The sequence below is a fragment of the Pseudomonas sp. EGD-AK9 genome (genome assembly GCF_000465935.2).
Taxonomy (GTDB): Bacteria; Pseudomonadota; Gammaproteobacteria; order Pseudomonadales; family Pseudomonadaceae; genus Aquipseudomonas.
This window is the reverse complement of record NZ_AVOF01000025.1, coordinates 1-12,523: the sequence shown is the minus strand read 5'-3', so window position 1 is coordinate 12,523 and position 12,523 is coordinate 1. Positions and strand designations below refer to the sequence as shown.

15 protein-coding genes are annotated in these 12,523 nt (G+C 67.1%); 3 read left to right on the top strand and 12 right to left on the bottom strand.

Going from position 1 to position 12,523, the window contains the following annotated elements; translation table 11 throughout:
• Positions 1 to 396, top strand: a 396-nt coding sequence (locus N878_RS01090) for a peptidoglycan-binding protein (RefSeq protein WP_031302535.1), incomplete at its 5' end; no start/stop codon positions are given.
• On the opposite strand, the gene N878_RS01085 is transcribed toward N878_RS01090, so the two are convergent.
• Entirely contained in the window at positions 393 to 833 is a 441-nt protein-coding gene (locus tag N878_RS01085; RefSeq protein ID WP_021441834.1) for a GFA family protein, read from the bottom strand. The two genes, N878_RS01090 and N878_RS01085, sit on opposite strands and share 4 nt — an antisense overlap.
• A 13-nt stretch (positions 834 to 846) precedes the next feature.
• The gene (locus N878_RS01080; protein ID WP_021441833.1) at positions 847 to 1,791 is read right to left on the bottom strand and encodes a carbon-nitrogen hydrolase family protein; all 945 of its coding nucleotides are present in this window, start codon (positions 1,789 to 1,791) and stop codon (positions 847 to 849) included.
• 98 nt (positions 1,792 to 1,889) lie between these two features.
• Between N878_RS01080 and N878_RS01075 the strand changes: the two genes are divergently transcribed.
• On the top strand, positions 1,890 to 2,585 hold the full coding sequence (locus N878_RS01075; protein WP_031302534.1) for a helix-turn-helix domain-containing protein: 696 nt from the start codon (positions 1,890 to 1,892) through the stop codon (positions 2,583 to 2,585).
• A gap of 157 nt (positions 2,586 to 2,742) precedes the next feature.
• On the top strand, positions 2,743 to 3,795 hold the full coding sequence (gene lipA, locus N878_RS01070; protein WP_021441831.1) for a lipoyl synthase: 1,053 nt from the start codon (positions 2,743 to 2,745) through the stop codon (positions 3,793 to 3,795).
• Between the two features lie 116 nt (positions 3,796 to 3,911).
• Here the strand turns inward: lipA and lipB are convergent, their stop codons facing one another.
• From lipB to N878_RS01020, 10 genes are all read right to left on the bottom strand, one after another.
• The gene (lipB, locus tag N878_RS01065; protein WP_021441830.1) at positions 3,912 to 4,529 is read right to left on the bottom strand and encodes a lipoyl(octanoyl) transferase LipB; all 618 of its coding nucleotides are present in this window, start codon (positions 4,527 to 4,529) and stop codon (positions 3,912 to 3,914) included.
• Positions 4,529 to 4,807, bottom strand: coding sequence for a DUF493 domain-containing protein (locus tag N878_RS01060; RefSeq protein WP_021441829.1), 279 nt, complete (start codon positions 4,805 to 4,807; stop codon positions 4,529 to 4,531). Before N878_RS01060 ends, lipB begins: the two co-directional genes overlap by 1 nt.
• 54 nt (positions 4,808 to 4,861) lie before the next feature.
• Positions 4,862 to 6,025: a D-alanyl-D-alanine carboxypeptidase family protein gene (locus tag N878_RS01055; RefSeq protein ID WP_021441828.1), complete on the bottom strand. Its 1,164-nt coding sequence runs from the start codon at positions 6,023 to 6,025 to the stop codon at positions 4,862 to 4,864.
• 111 nt (positions 6,026 to 6,136) lie between these two features.
• Positions 6,137 to 7,150: a septal ring lytic transglycosylase RlpA family protein gene (locus N878_RS01050; RefSeq protein WP_021441827.1), complete on the bottom strand. Its 1,014-nt coding sequence runs from the start codon at positions 7,148 to 7,150 to the stop codon at positions 6,137 to 6,139.
• The gene (gene mltB, locus N878_RS01045) at positions 7,147 to 8,151 is read right to left on the bottom strand and encodes a lytic murein transglycosylase B (RefSeq protein WP_031302533.1); all 1,005 of its coding nucleotides are present in this window, start codon (positions 8,149 to 8,151) and stop codon (positions 7,147 to 7,149) included. The genes N878_RS01050 and mltB overlap by 4 nt, the downstream gene beginning before the upstream one ends.
• A gap of 17 nt (positions 8,152 to 8,168) precedes the next feature.
• On the bottom strand, positions 8,169 to 9,272 hold the full coding sequence (rodA, locus tag N878_RS01040; RefSeq protein WP_177342862.1) for a rod shape-determining protein RodA: 1,104 nt from the start codon (positions 9,270 to 9,272) through the stop codon (positions 8,169 to 8,171).
• Between the two features lie 38 nt (positions 9,273 to 9,310).
• Entirely contained in the window at positions 9,311 to 11,200 is a 1,890-nt protein-coding gene (mrdA, locus tag N878_RS01035; RefSeq protein WP_021441824.1) for a penicillin-binding protein 2, read from the bottom strand.
• A 14-nt stretch (positions 11,201 to 11,214) separates the two neighbouring features.
• Positions 11,215 to 11,682: a 23S rRNA (pseudouridine(1915)-N(3))-methyltransferase RlmH gene (rlmH, locus tag N878_RS01030; RefSeq protein WP_021441823.1), complete on the bottom strand. Its 468-nt coding sequence runs from the start codon at positions 11,680 to 11,682 to the stop codon at positions 11,215 to 11,217.
• A gap of 9 nt (positions 11,683 to 11,691) precedes the next feature.
• Positions 11,692 to 12,045 carry a ribosome silencing factor gene (gene rsfS, locus N878_RS01025; protein ID WP_031302530.1) on the bottom strand — a complete coding sequence of 118 codons (354 nt, stop codon included), beginning with the start codon at positions 12,043 to 12,045 and terminating at the stop codon, positions 11,692 to 11,694.
• 67 nt (positions 12,046 to 12,112) lie between these two features.
• Positions 12,113 to 12,523: nicotinate-nicotinamide nucleotide adenylyltransferase (locus tag N878_RS01020; protein WP_021441821.1), on the bottom strand; the 411-nt coding region annotated here is incomplete at its 5' end.

Here is a 12,523-nt window from a genome sequence, read left to right as displayed (position 1 = left end):
ATCGCCCCGACCGGCGCCGCCGCCAGCGCCCGCGCCAATCTGCTGCTACCCGCCGGCCATCGCGGCCCGGCCTTCCTGCTGCTGGACAACTTCCGCAGCATCCTCAAGTACAACAACTCCACCTCCTACGCCCTGGCCATCGGCCTGCTCGCCGACAACCTGCTGCGCCCCACCGAAGTCCAGGGCAGCTGGCCGCGCGGCGAACGCCAGCTGGGCCGCAGCGAGCGCATCGAGCTGCAGGAACTGCTGGCGATGAACGGTTTCGACCCGGGTCCGGCCGACGGCATCATCGGCGCCAATACGCGCAAGGCGATCCGCGCCCTGCAGCTGCAGCTGAACTGGCCGGCGGACGGCTACCCCAACGAGGAACTGCTCAAGCAGTTGCGCGGGCGCTAGGCGGATTCGTCCAGGAGCCTTCCCGAGCCGCCCATCGGCGCCGGCAGGTCCCTGAACTTGGGCAGGCCGTCGGCGATGGCCAGTACCCGTTCCTGATAGTGCACATGGACGCTGGGCCGAAACTCCAGACTCGGCAACAGTGCGGCGTAGACGTCAACCAGGCCGGCCTGCGGATGCTCGGTGAACAGGTGGCCACCACAACGGGTACACCAGTGCCGCCGGCTGCCGGGAGTGCCGGCATAGCAGCCCAGGTGTTCCGCGCCCTGCAGCAGCTCGAAGTCCTGCGGCCGCCACAGGCTGAAGGCATTGACCGGGCCGGCCGACCAGTGTCGACAGGATTCGCAGTGACAGAAACCCATGGCTTGCGGCTCACCGCGGACACGCACCTCGACGGCGCCACAGAAGCAGCGCCCCACATGTGCCAGCTTCTCGTTCATCACTCGCACCTCCTCAGCAATCATCGACAAAGCGCAGCGCCTGCGCCGGGTTTCTATGCACTTTCAGGTCGAAGATATCGGGCCGGCCGTAGTGACCGCTCACGTCCAGGGTGCGCCGCGCCGGGGCAACCCGGGCGGCGTCGATATCGGCATAGAGGATGCCTTCCTCGCGATGCATCGGCCCTGCCACCACCTTGCCGCCTGGATCCACAACTACCGAGTCGCCATCGTTGATCCACTCTTCGGGGTCCGCGAACAGCTGCTCACGCCCCGGGAAATCTGCCGGAATATCGCGGCCACGCAACAACGAACCGCTGCCCAGCACCCAGCAACGCCCTTCCAGGGCGATGTGGCGCATGCTGCAAAGCCAGCCCTCGCCACTGTCGTAGGTAGGCGCCAGATAAACCTCCACACCCTGGGCGTAGAGCGCGTAACGCGCCAGGGGCATATAGTTTTCCCAGCAGATCAGGCAGCCCACTCTCCCCACCGGGGTGTCCACTACCCGTAACCCGGAAGCGTCGCCGAGCCCGTGCACCATGCGCTCCGGATTGGTCGGCATGAGCTTTCGGTGGTGGTTCTTCAGCTCGCCGTCGGTGCCGATCAGCGCCACGCTGTTGTACAGCGTGCCACCGCCCAGGCGTCGCTCACACTCATGGAAACCGCACACCAGGCTGACTCGCCGCTCGCGTGCCACCTGACACAGGGGCTGCAGGTCACCGGCGCCGAGGTCGATCGCATTGGCCTGCAAGCGGGCATGCAACTGGCTGCTCAACGCGCCATCGCGCCCCGGTGCCAGGCGCCAAATCCACGAGGGATAGCCGGGGATGTAGAGTTCCGGCAGCACTACCAGCTCGGCGCCGGTGGCTGCGGCTTCCTCTACCGACTGCAGCGCACGCTCCAGACTCGCCTCGCGGTCGAGCAGCACCGGTGGGCGTTGGATGATTGCGATTCTGCTCATGACCTGATCCTCGTTCGGACTGGAGGTCCCAGCCTGAGACTGGCGAAATGCCCCGGCTAGTCCAGAATCTGAAGTGTTGGCGAGCGGAGGTGGGCGAGGTGGAAGACAGCTATGGCCAGTTCTGCACCGTGGCCCGCGGCGCCGAGGCTCTCTGCGAACGCTGGACGCCCCTGGTGATACGCGAGCTGCTGTGTGGCAGCAAGCGTTTCAACGAACTGCATCGCGGCGTGCCACGCATGTCGACCAGCCTGCTCGCCCAGCGTCTGCGCCACCTGGAAGAAATCGGCGTGATTCGCCGCGAAGCGGCGGGCAAGGTCTGGAAATATCACCTGACCGAGGCGGGCGAAGAGCTGCGTCCGGTGATCATGGCGCTCGGCCAGTGGGGCGCACGCTGGATAGGCAGCCGCTTGCGCGACGACGAGCTGGATGCCGGACTGCTGATGTGGGATATCCGCCGCTTCGTCCACCTGGAGCTGTTCCCGGCGCAACCGGTGATCATCCAGTTTGACCTGCACGATGCGCGTCCAGGGGAACGCCACTGGTGGCTGGTGGTGGAAGCCGGAATCGCCGACCTGTGTCGCGACGATCCCGGCCAGGTACCAACCCTGCTGATGAGGAGCAGCGTGCGTACACTGACCGAGATATGGACCGGCGATCGCGACGCGCAGGATGCCCTGCACAACGACGACGTGCAGGTGGCGGGCCAGGCCCTTTTCGCCAGACAGCTCTGGGCCTGGCTGGGCACCAGCGCCTTCGCGCCGCTACGCCGGGCACATCGCGGCTCGACGAGCTGACCCCGCGCAGCCTCGGCTCACCGCGACCTGAATGCCTCACAGCGCCTGCCTGGCGCAGAGCGGTCGACTGTCGGCAGGACGTCCGCCGCCCCCTTCTGTGATAAACTGCCGGCCGGCCGCAAGCCCCTCGGGGCCTCTACCGGAGTCCAGATTGCCGATGTCAGACACATCCTCGCCCAAACCCGTTGCCAGCGGCGACAAATTCCGCACCGCTCAGGGCATCACCGCGATCAAGGATGGCCAGAAGCGCCGCGCCTCGGCCGAGCCCCAGGTGTTCGAGCCCAAGCCCAAGTGGCTGCGGGTCAAGGCGCCCGGCGGCAGCCGCTTCGAGGCGGTCAAGCGCAACGTCGGCGAACATCGCCTGAGCACCGTGTGCCAGGAATCGCACTGCCCGAACATGGGCGAGTGCTGGTCCAACGGTACCGCCACCATCATGCTGATGGGCTCGGTATGCACCCGCGCCTGCCGCTTCTGCGCGGTGGACACCGGCAACCCGAACGGCTGGCTGGACCTGGAAGAGCCGCAGAACACCGCCAAGTCGGTGGAGCTGATGGCGCTGCGCTATATCGTGCTGACCTCGGTGGACCGCGACGACCTCGACGACGGCGGCGCCAGCCACTACGCCGCCTGCGTGCGGGCGATCAAGGACAACACCCCGCAGGTGGTGGTGGAAGCCCTGACCCCCGATTTCGACGGCGACCTGTCGGCCATCGAGAAGGTGGTGGACTCGGGCCTGGAGGTATTCGCGCAGAACGTCGAGACGGTCAAGCGCCTGACCCACGTGGTGCGCGACCCGCGCGCCGGCTACGAGAAGACCCTGGGCGTGCTGGCCCACGCCAAGCGCCACCGTCCGGACGTGCTGACCAAGACCAGCCTGATGCTCGGCCTGGGCGAGAGCGACGAAGAAGTCATCCAGACCATGGACGACCTGCGCGCCATCGGCGTGGACATCCTCACCCTCGGCCAGTACCTGCAGCCGACGCGCAACCACCTGAAGGTGCAGCGCTGGGTCAGCCCCGAGGAATTCAATCGGTTCCGCGATATCGGCCTGGCGAAAGGCTTCATGGAAGTCGCCGCCGGCCCGCTGGTGCGCTCCAGCTACCGCGCCGACCGGGTGTTCGAGAAGAACAACCTGGGTCTGGCCGCGCCGGTTCCGGTGCCTGGGCAGGAAGTCGATAGCAGCCTGATTCCGGCGCTGAATCTGAACTGAGCCAGCTCTTCACGACAAACGAAAGGGACGCCTCGGCGTCCCTTTTTCGTTGCTCAGAGCAGGGTGCGCCGTGCACACCACTGGCTCGAGGGCGGATTTTTCGGTGAACGCGCGACCTAGGAATATCCCAATCTATGGCGCAGCGCCTGCTCCAGGCGCTGCGCCACCTCGTCGAGCGCAGGTGGCGCGGCGAGCAGGTCGCGCATCTGCACCATCTTCAGCCCGGCGTAACCGCAGGGGTTGATGCGCAGGAAGGGCGTCATGTCCATGTCGACGTTCAGCGCCAGGCCGTGGAAGGAGCAGCCGCGGCTGACCCGCAGGCCCAGCGAGGCGATCTTGTCGCCGGCCACGTACACACCCGGCGCGTCGGCCTTGGGCGCCGCCGCGATACCGTAGCCGGCCAGCACGTCCACCAGGCTCTGCTCCATGGCGGTGACCAGCTCGCGCACGCCCAGCTCGAGGCGGCGCAGATCCAGCATCAGGTAGGCCACCAGCTGGCCGGGGCCGTGGTAGGTGACCTGGCCGCCGCGCTCGACCTGGATCACCGGGATGTCGCCCGGCGCCAGCAGGTGCTCGGCCTTGCCGGCCTGGCCCTGGGTGAACACCTTGGGGTGCTGCAGCAACCAGATCTCATCCGGCGTCTGCGCATCGCGCTCGCTGGTCAGTCGACGCATGGCCTCCAGGGTCGGTTGATAGTCCACCAGCCCCAGACGGCGAACGACGAGCTCGGGCACTAGAGCACCATATGCACGCGGCCGGTGGCGCGCAGGTCGACATGGATGGCCTGCAGCTGCTCGACGCTGGTAGCGGTGATCAGCACCTGCACCGAGAGGAAGTTGCCGTTGCGGCTGTCGCGCATCACCAGGGTGGAGGCATCCAGATCCGGCGCATGGCGCTGGATCACTTCGATCACCAGATCGGAGAAGCCCTCGCCGGCGGTGCCGATCACCTTGATCGGGTAACGCTCGCAGGGGAATTCGATTTTCGGGGCTTGAACGTCGCTATCGGTCATGGCTTGTGCCCGTCCAGGAAAAGGGCCGCGCCGGGCTGGCGCGGCCGGGCGCTATCAGTTGAACAGGCCGAAGAAGAACAGACGGATGCTGTCCCACAGGCGGCGCAGCAGGCCACCTTCCTCGACGGCTTCCAGGGCCACCAGATCGGCGCTGTGCACCACCTGCTCGCCCAGTTTGACCTCGACCTTGCCGATCACGTCGCCCTGCTGGATGGGGGCGATCAGCTGCGGGTTGAGGGTCATGCCGGCCTGCAGTTTTTCCAGCTGGCCCTTGGGCAGGGTCAGGGTCAGGTCCTCGGCCAGACCGGCCTTGACCTGGCGGCTGGCGCCCTTCCACACGTCGGCCTGGGCCAGTTCGGCGCCCTTCTGATAGAAGGTGCGGGTCTCGAAGAAGCGGAAGCCGTAGGTCAGCAGTTTCTGCACCTCGGCGGCGCGAGCCTGCTCGCTGACGGTGCCGAACACCGCGGCGATCAGGCGCTGGCCGTCGCGCACGGCGGAGGCGACCAGGCAGTAGCCGGCTTCTTCGGTGTGGCCGGTCTTCAGGCCGTCGACGGTCTTGTCGCGCCACAGCAGCAGGTTGCGGTTGGGCTGCTTGATGCCGTTCCAGAGGAACTCCTTCTGCGCGTAGATGGCGTAGTGGGCCTGGTCCTCGAAGATGATGGCGCGGGCCAGCTTGGCCATGTCGTGGGCCGAGGAGTAGTGCTCCGGATCCGGCCAGCCGGTGGAGTTCATGAAGTGGCTGTTGGTCAGGCCGAGACGCTGGCCATGGCTGTTCATCATGTCGGCGAAGGCCTCTTCGCTGCCGGCGATATGCTCGGCGATGGCCACGCTGGCGTCGTTGCCGGACTGGATGATGATGCCGTGCAGCAGGTCGTCGACCGAGACTTCCTTGCCCACCTCGATGAACATCTTCGAGCCGCCCATGCGCCAGGCCTTCTCGCTGATGCGCACCAGGTCGCTTTCCTTGATCTGGCCGCGATTGATCTCCAGGGTGGCGATATAGGCGGTCATCAGCTTGGTCAGGCTGGCCGGCGGCAGGCGCTGGTCGCCATTGTTCTCCACCAGCACGTTGCCGCTGGCGGCGTCCATCAGCACATAGGAGGTCGCCGCCAGTTGCGGCGGCGCCGGGATCACCTGCTGCTGGCTGGCCCAGGCGAGCGGCGCGGCCAGTAGGGTCAGGAACAGGGAAGCACGTTGCGCGAAGCTGGTGATATTCATCCGTCTCTCGAAAGTCGTTGCATGGGTGTTGAACGGCCCCGCAGGGCCTGCGCTCGATCCGCCGCAAGCGGCGGACCTGGGGTTAGTCCGGCAAATGCCGGTTAAGTGCCATCAATCTGCACGCACCAGGGTCGGCTGACCCAGGTTGGCCAGACGCACGCTGCTCTGCAGCTGCTCAGCCTCGCCCTGGCTGCCGATCGGGCCCAGGCGTACGCGATGGAGAATCTGCTGGTCGCGCACCACTGAGCTGATGAACACCGGGGCACTCACCGTCTGGCTCAGCTTGGCCTTGAGCAGCTCCGCAGCGTCCGGATTGGCGAAGGCTGCCACCTGGAGATACAGGCCAGAGGCTGCGAGTGAATCGTTTTTTTTTGCGTCGATCTGCACCGGCAGCACGGCCGCGGCGTGCTGCGCCGGCGGCGGCGAATACTGCTCGAGCACCTGCGGCAGCGGCTGGGCCACCGGCTGCGCCACGGCGGCCTTGGCCGGCTGGCTGCCCGCCAGCACCAGCGGGACCGGACGGCCCTGCTGCGCCCACCACTCGTGCGGGTCGATGCCCTCGACCTTGACCCGCGCGGTGCCCTTCTCGGCATAGCCGAGCTTCTTCGCCGCGGCGAAGGACAGGTCGATGATGCGGTCGGAGTAGAACGGCCCGCGGTCGTTGACCCGCAGGATCACCGTCTTGCCGTTCTCCAGGTTGGTCACCCGCACGTAGCTCGGCAGCGGCAGGGTCTTGTGCGCCGCGGTCATGCCGTACAGGTCGTAGGTCTCGCCGTTGGCGGTGGCCTGGCCGTGGAACTTGGTGCCGTACCAGGAGGCCGGGCCCACCGCCTGGTAGCGACGGGCGTCCTGGATCGGGTAGTACTGCTGGCCGAACACCACGTAGGGGCTGGCCTTGACCGGCCCGTAGTGCGGCATGGGGATGGCGTCGGGAATCCGCGACACGTCGACGTCCCACCAGGGCGCGCCGTCCTTGTGCGGGCGGTTGAAGTCGCCCGGCCCGGAAATCCCCGCCGGCGCGCTGGGCGTCGCCACGGTTTGCGGCGCCCGCTTCGACGAACAGCTCGCCAGCAGCAGCGCGGCGGCCACGCAGACGGCCAGCGGCAGCAGTTTGCAGCTGTTCATCGCTGCCCCCGCGCGTCGACCAAGAGTTCGGCAAGCTGGTTGACCGCCATGGCGTACATCACGCTGCGGTTGTAACGGGTGATGGTGTAGAAGTTGGGCAGGCCGAACCAGTATTCGTCGCCCTCGGCGCCCTCCAGGCGGAACGCGGTCACCGGCAAGTCGTCGGCCAGCGGATCCTGCGCCTGCCAGCCCAGTGCGCGCAGCTCGGCGACCGTCTTCACCGGGTCCAGGCCCTGGGTCAGGCCCTCGTCGACGCGCGCGCCGCTGGCCTGGACGCGACTGGCCACCTGGCCGCCGGCCTGCCAGCCGTGGCGCTTGAAGTAGCTGGCGACGCTGCCGATGGCATCGGTCGGGTTGCTCCAGATATTGATATGGCCGTCGCCATCGAAATCCACCGCGTAGGCGCGGAAGCTGCTCGGCATGAACTGCGGCAGGCCCATGGCGCCGGCGTAGGAGCCCTTGAGGCTGATCGGGTCGACCTGCTCCTCGCGGGTCAGCATGAGGAATTCGCGCAGCTCCTTGCGGAAGAAGGGCGCGCGCGGCGGATAGTCGAAGGCCAGGGTGGACAGCGCGTCCATCACCCGCCAGCTGCCGGTGTTGCCGCCGTAGAAGGTCTCCACGCCGATGATGGCGACGATGAACTGCGCCGGCACGCCGTACTCGGCCTCGGCCTTGTCCAGCGCGGCCTGGTGCTGGCGCCAGAAGTCGACGCCCTGGGCGATGCGCTTGTCGGTGATAAAGATCGGCCGGTAGTCCTTCCACGGCTTGACCTTCTCCGCCGGGCGCGAGATGGCGTCGAGAATCGCCTGCTTGCGCTCCACCTCAGCGAACAGACCGAGCAGTTGCTCGCTGGCGAAACCGTAGTCGCGGGTCATTTCCTCGACGAACTCGGCCACCTGCGGCGAGCCGTCGTAATCGGCGGCCAGTGCCTGGGCGCCGGATACCCCCGCCAGGCCGATCCCCAAAAGCGTTCGAGCTGCCCAGCCGCGCAGTAGATGCATTGAATTCATTACCCCAATCAAACCTGTGCGATCCACTTTCTGTGGGTGTGGATCGCCATCAAGACCCCAAAACCTGACAGTAGCGTCACCAGATGGGTTCCGCCGTAACTAATGAACGGCAGCGGCACCCCCACCACCGGCAACAGGCCGCTGACCATGCCGATGTTGACGAACACATAGACGAAGAAGGTCATGGTCAGCGCGCCCGCCAGCAGCTTGCCGAACAGCGTCTGCGCCTGGGCGGTGATCACCAGGCCGCGCGCGATCAGCAGCAGGTACAACAGCAGCAGCAGGCAGACGCCGACCAGGCCGAACTCTTCGGCGAGCACGGCAATGATAAAGTCCGTATGGCTTTCCGGCAAAAAATCCAGGTGCGACTGGGTGCCCAGCAGCCAGCCCTTGCCCAGCACGCCGCCGGAGCCGATTGCCGCCTTGGACTGGATGATGTTCCAGCCCGAGCCCAGCGGATCGCTCTCCGGGTTGAGGAAGGTCAGCACGCGGCGCTTCTGGTAGTCGTGCATGACGAAGTACCACATGCCCACCGCGATCGGCACCACCGCCGCCACCGCGCCGAGGATCCAGCGCCACTGCAGACCGGCCATGAACACCACGAAGGCGCCCGAGGCGAGGATCAGCAGCGAGGTGCCCAGATCCGGCTGCTTGAGGATCAGCACGAAGGGCACGCCGATCATCGCCAGGCAGACGAGCACGTGCTTGGGCCGCGGCGGCAGGCTGCGCTTGGCCAGGTACCAGGCGACCGTCATCGGCATGATGATCTTGAGGATTTCCGAGGGCTGGAAGCGGATCACCCCGGGAATGTTGATCCAGCGCGTGGCGCCCATGGCGGTGTGGCCCATCACCTCGACCACCACCAGCAGGCCGACGCCGCCCAGGTAGGCCAGCGGCACCCAGCGCGCCATGAAGCGCGGATCGAACTGGGCGATCACCAGCATGCCGGCCAGGCCGATGCCGAACGAGGTGGCCTGCTTGAGCAGCAGGTCGACGTTCTTGCCGCTGGCCGAATAGAGGATGAACAGGCTGCCGGCGCCGAGGATCAGCAACAGCAGCAGCAGCCAGCCGTCGATATGCAGGCGCTGCAACAGGCCGGCCCGGCGGCGCAGCACGTCCTCGTCGGACAGGGTACGGTCGAAATTGCTCATCATCGTTGACTGACCTCGGCGCTCTGCGCCGGTGCGTATTCGGCCTTGAGCTGGCCGCCGTCGTCCAGCAGCCAGGCGTCCATCACCTGCTTGACCACCGGCGCCGCTACGCCGGAACCGGACTCGCCGTTCTCCACCATCACTGCCACGGCGATCTGCGGGTTCTGCGCCGGGGCGAAGGCGACGAACAGGGCGTGGTCGCGGTGGCGTTCCTGCAGCTTCTCGCGGTCGTACTTCTCGCCCTGCTTGATCGCCACCACCTGGGCCGTGCCGCTCTTGCCGGCGATGCGGTAGACCGAGCTGTCGCCGACCTTGCGCGCGGTGCCGCGGGCGCCGTGCAGCACCTGCTCCATGCCGCGGATGCCATAGTCCCAGAACTTCGCATCGCGCAGGACGATGTCCGGCAGCGGGTTGGAATCGACCGGCAGCGCGCCGTCGATGCTCTTGGCCAGGTGCGGGCGAATCCACTTGCCGCGGGTGGCCATCAGCGCGGTGGCCTGGGCCAGCTGCAGCGGCGTGGTCTGCATGTAGCCCTGGCCGATGCCGAGGATCAGCGTCTCGCCCGGGTACCAGGGCTGGCGGTAGCGCGCGCGCTTCCAGTCGCGTGACGGCATCAGCCCGGCGGTCTCCTCGAACATGTCCAGCGCCACGCGCTGGCCCAGGCCGAAGCGGCTCATATAGGCGTGCATGCGATCGACGCCCATCTTGTGCGCCAGGTCGTAGAAGTAGGTGTCGTTGGAGCGGGCGATGGCCAGTTCCAGGTCGACCCAGCCGTCGCCGCTGCGGTTCCAGTTGCGGTACTTGTGGCTGTGATTGGGCAACTGGTAGAAGCCCGGGTCGAATACCCGTGAGGTGGGCGTGACCACCCCGGCATCGAGGCCGGCCACCGCCACCATCGGCTTGATGGTCGAACCCGGCGGGTAGAGGCCGCGCAGCACACGGTTGTAAAGCGGCTGGTCGATAGAGTCGCGCAGCTCGCCATAGGCCTTGAAGCTGATGCCGGTGACGAAGGGGTTGGGGTCGAAGCTGGGCTGGCTGACCATCGCCAGCACCTCGCCGGTCTGCGGCTGGATCGCCACCACCGCGCCGCGACGCCCGCCCAGGGCGTGCTCGGCCGCCTCCTGCAGGCGCACGTCGAGGCTCAGCACTATGTCCTTGCCCGGCTTCGGGTCGATGCGGTTGAGCACCCGCAGCACCCGGCCGCGGGCGTTGGTCTCGACTTCCTCGTAACCCACCTCGCCGTGCAGCTCGTCCTCGTAGAAACGTTCGATGCCGGTCTTGCCGATATGGTGGGTGCCGGCATAGTCGGTGGGGTCGAGGCGCTTGAGCTCCTGCTCGTTGATCCGCCCGACATAGCCCACCGAATGGGCGAAATGCTCGCGCTGCGGGTAGTGGCGTACCAGTTGCGCCGCCACCTCGACGCCAGGCAGGCGGAACTGGTTGACCGCGATGCGGGCGATCTGCTCCTCGGACAGCTCGAACAGGATCGGCACCGGCTCGAACGGCCGCCGCCCCTGGCGCACGCGCTTCTCGAAGAGGGCGCGCTCGTCCGCCGACAGCTCCAGCACCTCGACCACCACGTCCAGCACCTGCTGCCAGTCGCCGGCGCGCTCGCGGGTCACGGTGAGGCTGAAGCTGGGGCGGTTGTCGGCGATGATCACGCCGTTGCGGTCGAAGATCAGCCCGCGGGTAGGCGGAATCGGCTGCACATGGATGCGGTTGTTCTCCGCGAGGGTGGTGTGATGCTCGTACTGCACCACCTGCAGGTAGTACATGCGCGCCACCAGCACGGCGCTCAGCAGCAGGATCGCGACGCCGCCGACCAGCACGCGCCGGCGCACCTGGCGGGCGTCCTTTTCGTGATCCTTGAGGCGAATCGGCTGCGGCATCGTGGCTTACTTGGTCACTTGTGGTACGGATGGCCGGACAGCACGGTCCAGGCCCGGTAGATCTGTTCGCCGAGCAGGATGCGCACCAGCGGGTGCGGCAGGGTCAGCGGCGACAGCGACCAGCGCTGCTCGCTGCGCGCGCAGACCTCCGGCGCCAGCCCTTCCGGGCCGCCGACCATGAGGTTGACGGTGCGCGCATCCAGGCGCCAGCGGTCCAGCTCGGCGGCCAACTGCTCGGTGCTCCACGGCTTGCCATGGACCTCGAGGGTGACGATGCGTTCGCCCGGCTGCACCTTGCTCAGCATCGCCTCGCCCTCCTGACGGATCAGACGGGCGACGTCGGCGTTCTTGCCGCGCGTGTTCAGCGGGATTTCCACCAGCTCCAGCGGCAACTCGGCCGGCAGGCGCTTGACGTACTCCTGCCAGCCCTCCTCGACCCAGCGCGGCATGCGCGAGCCGACGGCGATCAGCTTGATCCGCACGGCTTGCGCTTACTCGGCCGAGTGCTGGGCGCGGCTCTGCTCGGCGCCCTGCCACAGGCGCTCGAGGTCGTAGAACTGACGCGCGGTGGGCAGCATCACGTGGACGACGATGTCGCCCAGGTCGAGCAGGGCCCATTCGCCGCTGTCCAGGCCTTCGCTGCCGATCGGGCGCACGCCGCGCTCCTTGACCTTTTCCAGGACGTTGTCCACCAGCGCCTTGACCTGACGGCTGGAGCTACCGCTGGCGATCACCATGAAATCGGTGATGCTGGTCTTGTCCTTGACGTCGATCACGGTGATGTCGCTCGCCTTGATCTCTTCCAGCGCCGCGACGGCGATCTTGACCAGCTCGTCGCTGGGCATGCTGTGCTTCTTCATAAATGACTCGTTTGCCTCGTGTAATGGGACGCCTGCGCACATGCGCGACGCTTCAAGCATGCGGCGCAGAATACAAACCCTGCGCCTGGATATAGGCCAGTACCGCATCCGGCAGCAGAAAACGCGCCGATTTGCCGGCCGCCAGCAACTGGCGAATCTGCGTGGCCGACACCGCCAGCGGGGTCTGCCAGATGAAACTGATCTGCCCGCCCGGCCCCTGCAGGCTCAGCGGGTCGCTGACGCTGCGCGCCGCCAGCAGGTCGCGCAGCGCCTCCGGCGCCTCGCTGTCGGCATCCGGCCGCTGCAGCACCAGCAGGTGGCAGTGGTCGAGCAACTCCTGCCAACGGTGCCAGCTCGGCAGGCCGCAGAAGGCGTCCCAGCCGAGCAGGAGAAACAGCTGGTCGTGCGCGGCCAGCTCGCCACGCAGCGACTCCAGGGTGTCCACCGTGTACGACGGCTTGTC

What these genes read in the sequence shown, in the direction of transcription:
- N878_RS01085 (WP_021441834.1), bottom strand. Translation starts at nt 833, where the DNA reads ATGAACGAGAAGCTGGCACATGTGGGGCGCTGCTTCTGTGGCGCCGTC.
- N878_RS01080 (WP_021441833.1), bottom strand. Translation starts at nt 1,791, where the DNA reads ATGAGCAGAATCGCAATCATCCAACGCCCACCGGTGCTGCTCGACCGC.
- lipA (WP_021441831.1), top strand. Translation starts at nt 2,743, where the DNA reads ATGTCAGACACATCCTCGCCCAAACCCGTTGCCAGCGGCGACAAATTC.
- N878_RS01060 (WP_021441829.1), bottom strand. Translation starts at nt 4,807, where the DNA reads ATGACCGATAGCGACGTTCAAGCCCCGAAAATCGAATTCCCCTGCGAG.
- N878_RS01055 (WP_021441828.1), bottom strand. Translation starts at nt 6,025, where the DNA reads ATGAATATCACCAGCTTCGCGCAACGTGCTTCCCTGTTCCTGACCCTA.
- N878_RS01050 (WP_021441827.1), bottom strand. Translation starts at nt 7,150, where the DNA reads ATGAACAGCTGCAAACTGCTGCCGCTGGCCGTCTGCGTGGCCGCCGCG.
- mltB (WP_031302533.1), bottom strand. Translation starts at nt 8,151, where the DNA reads ATGCATCTACTGCGCGGCTGGGCAGCTCGAACGCTTTTGGGGATCGGC.
- mrdA (WP_021441824.1), bottom strand. Translation starts at nt 11,200, where the DNA reads ATGCCGCAGCCGATTCGCCTCAAGGATCACGAAAAGGACGCCCGCCAG.
- rsfS (WP_031302530.1), bottom strand. Translation starts at nt 12,045, where the DNA reads ATGCCCAGCGACGAGCTGGTCAAGATCGCCGTCGCGGCGCTGGAAGAG.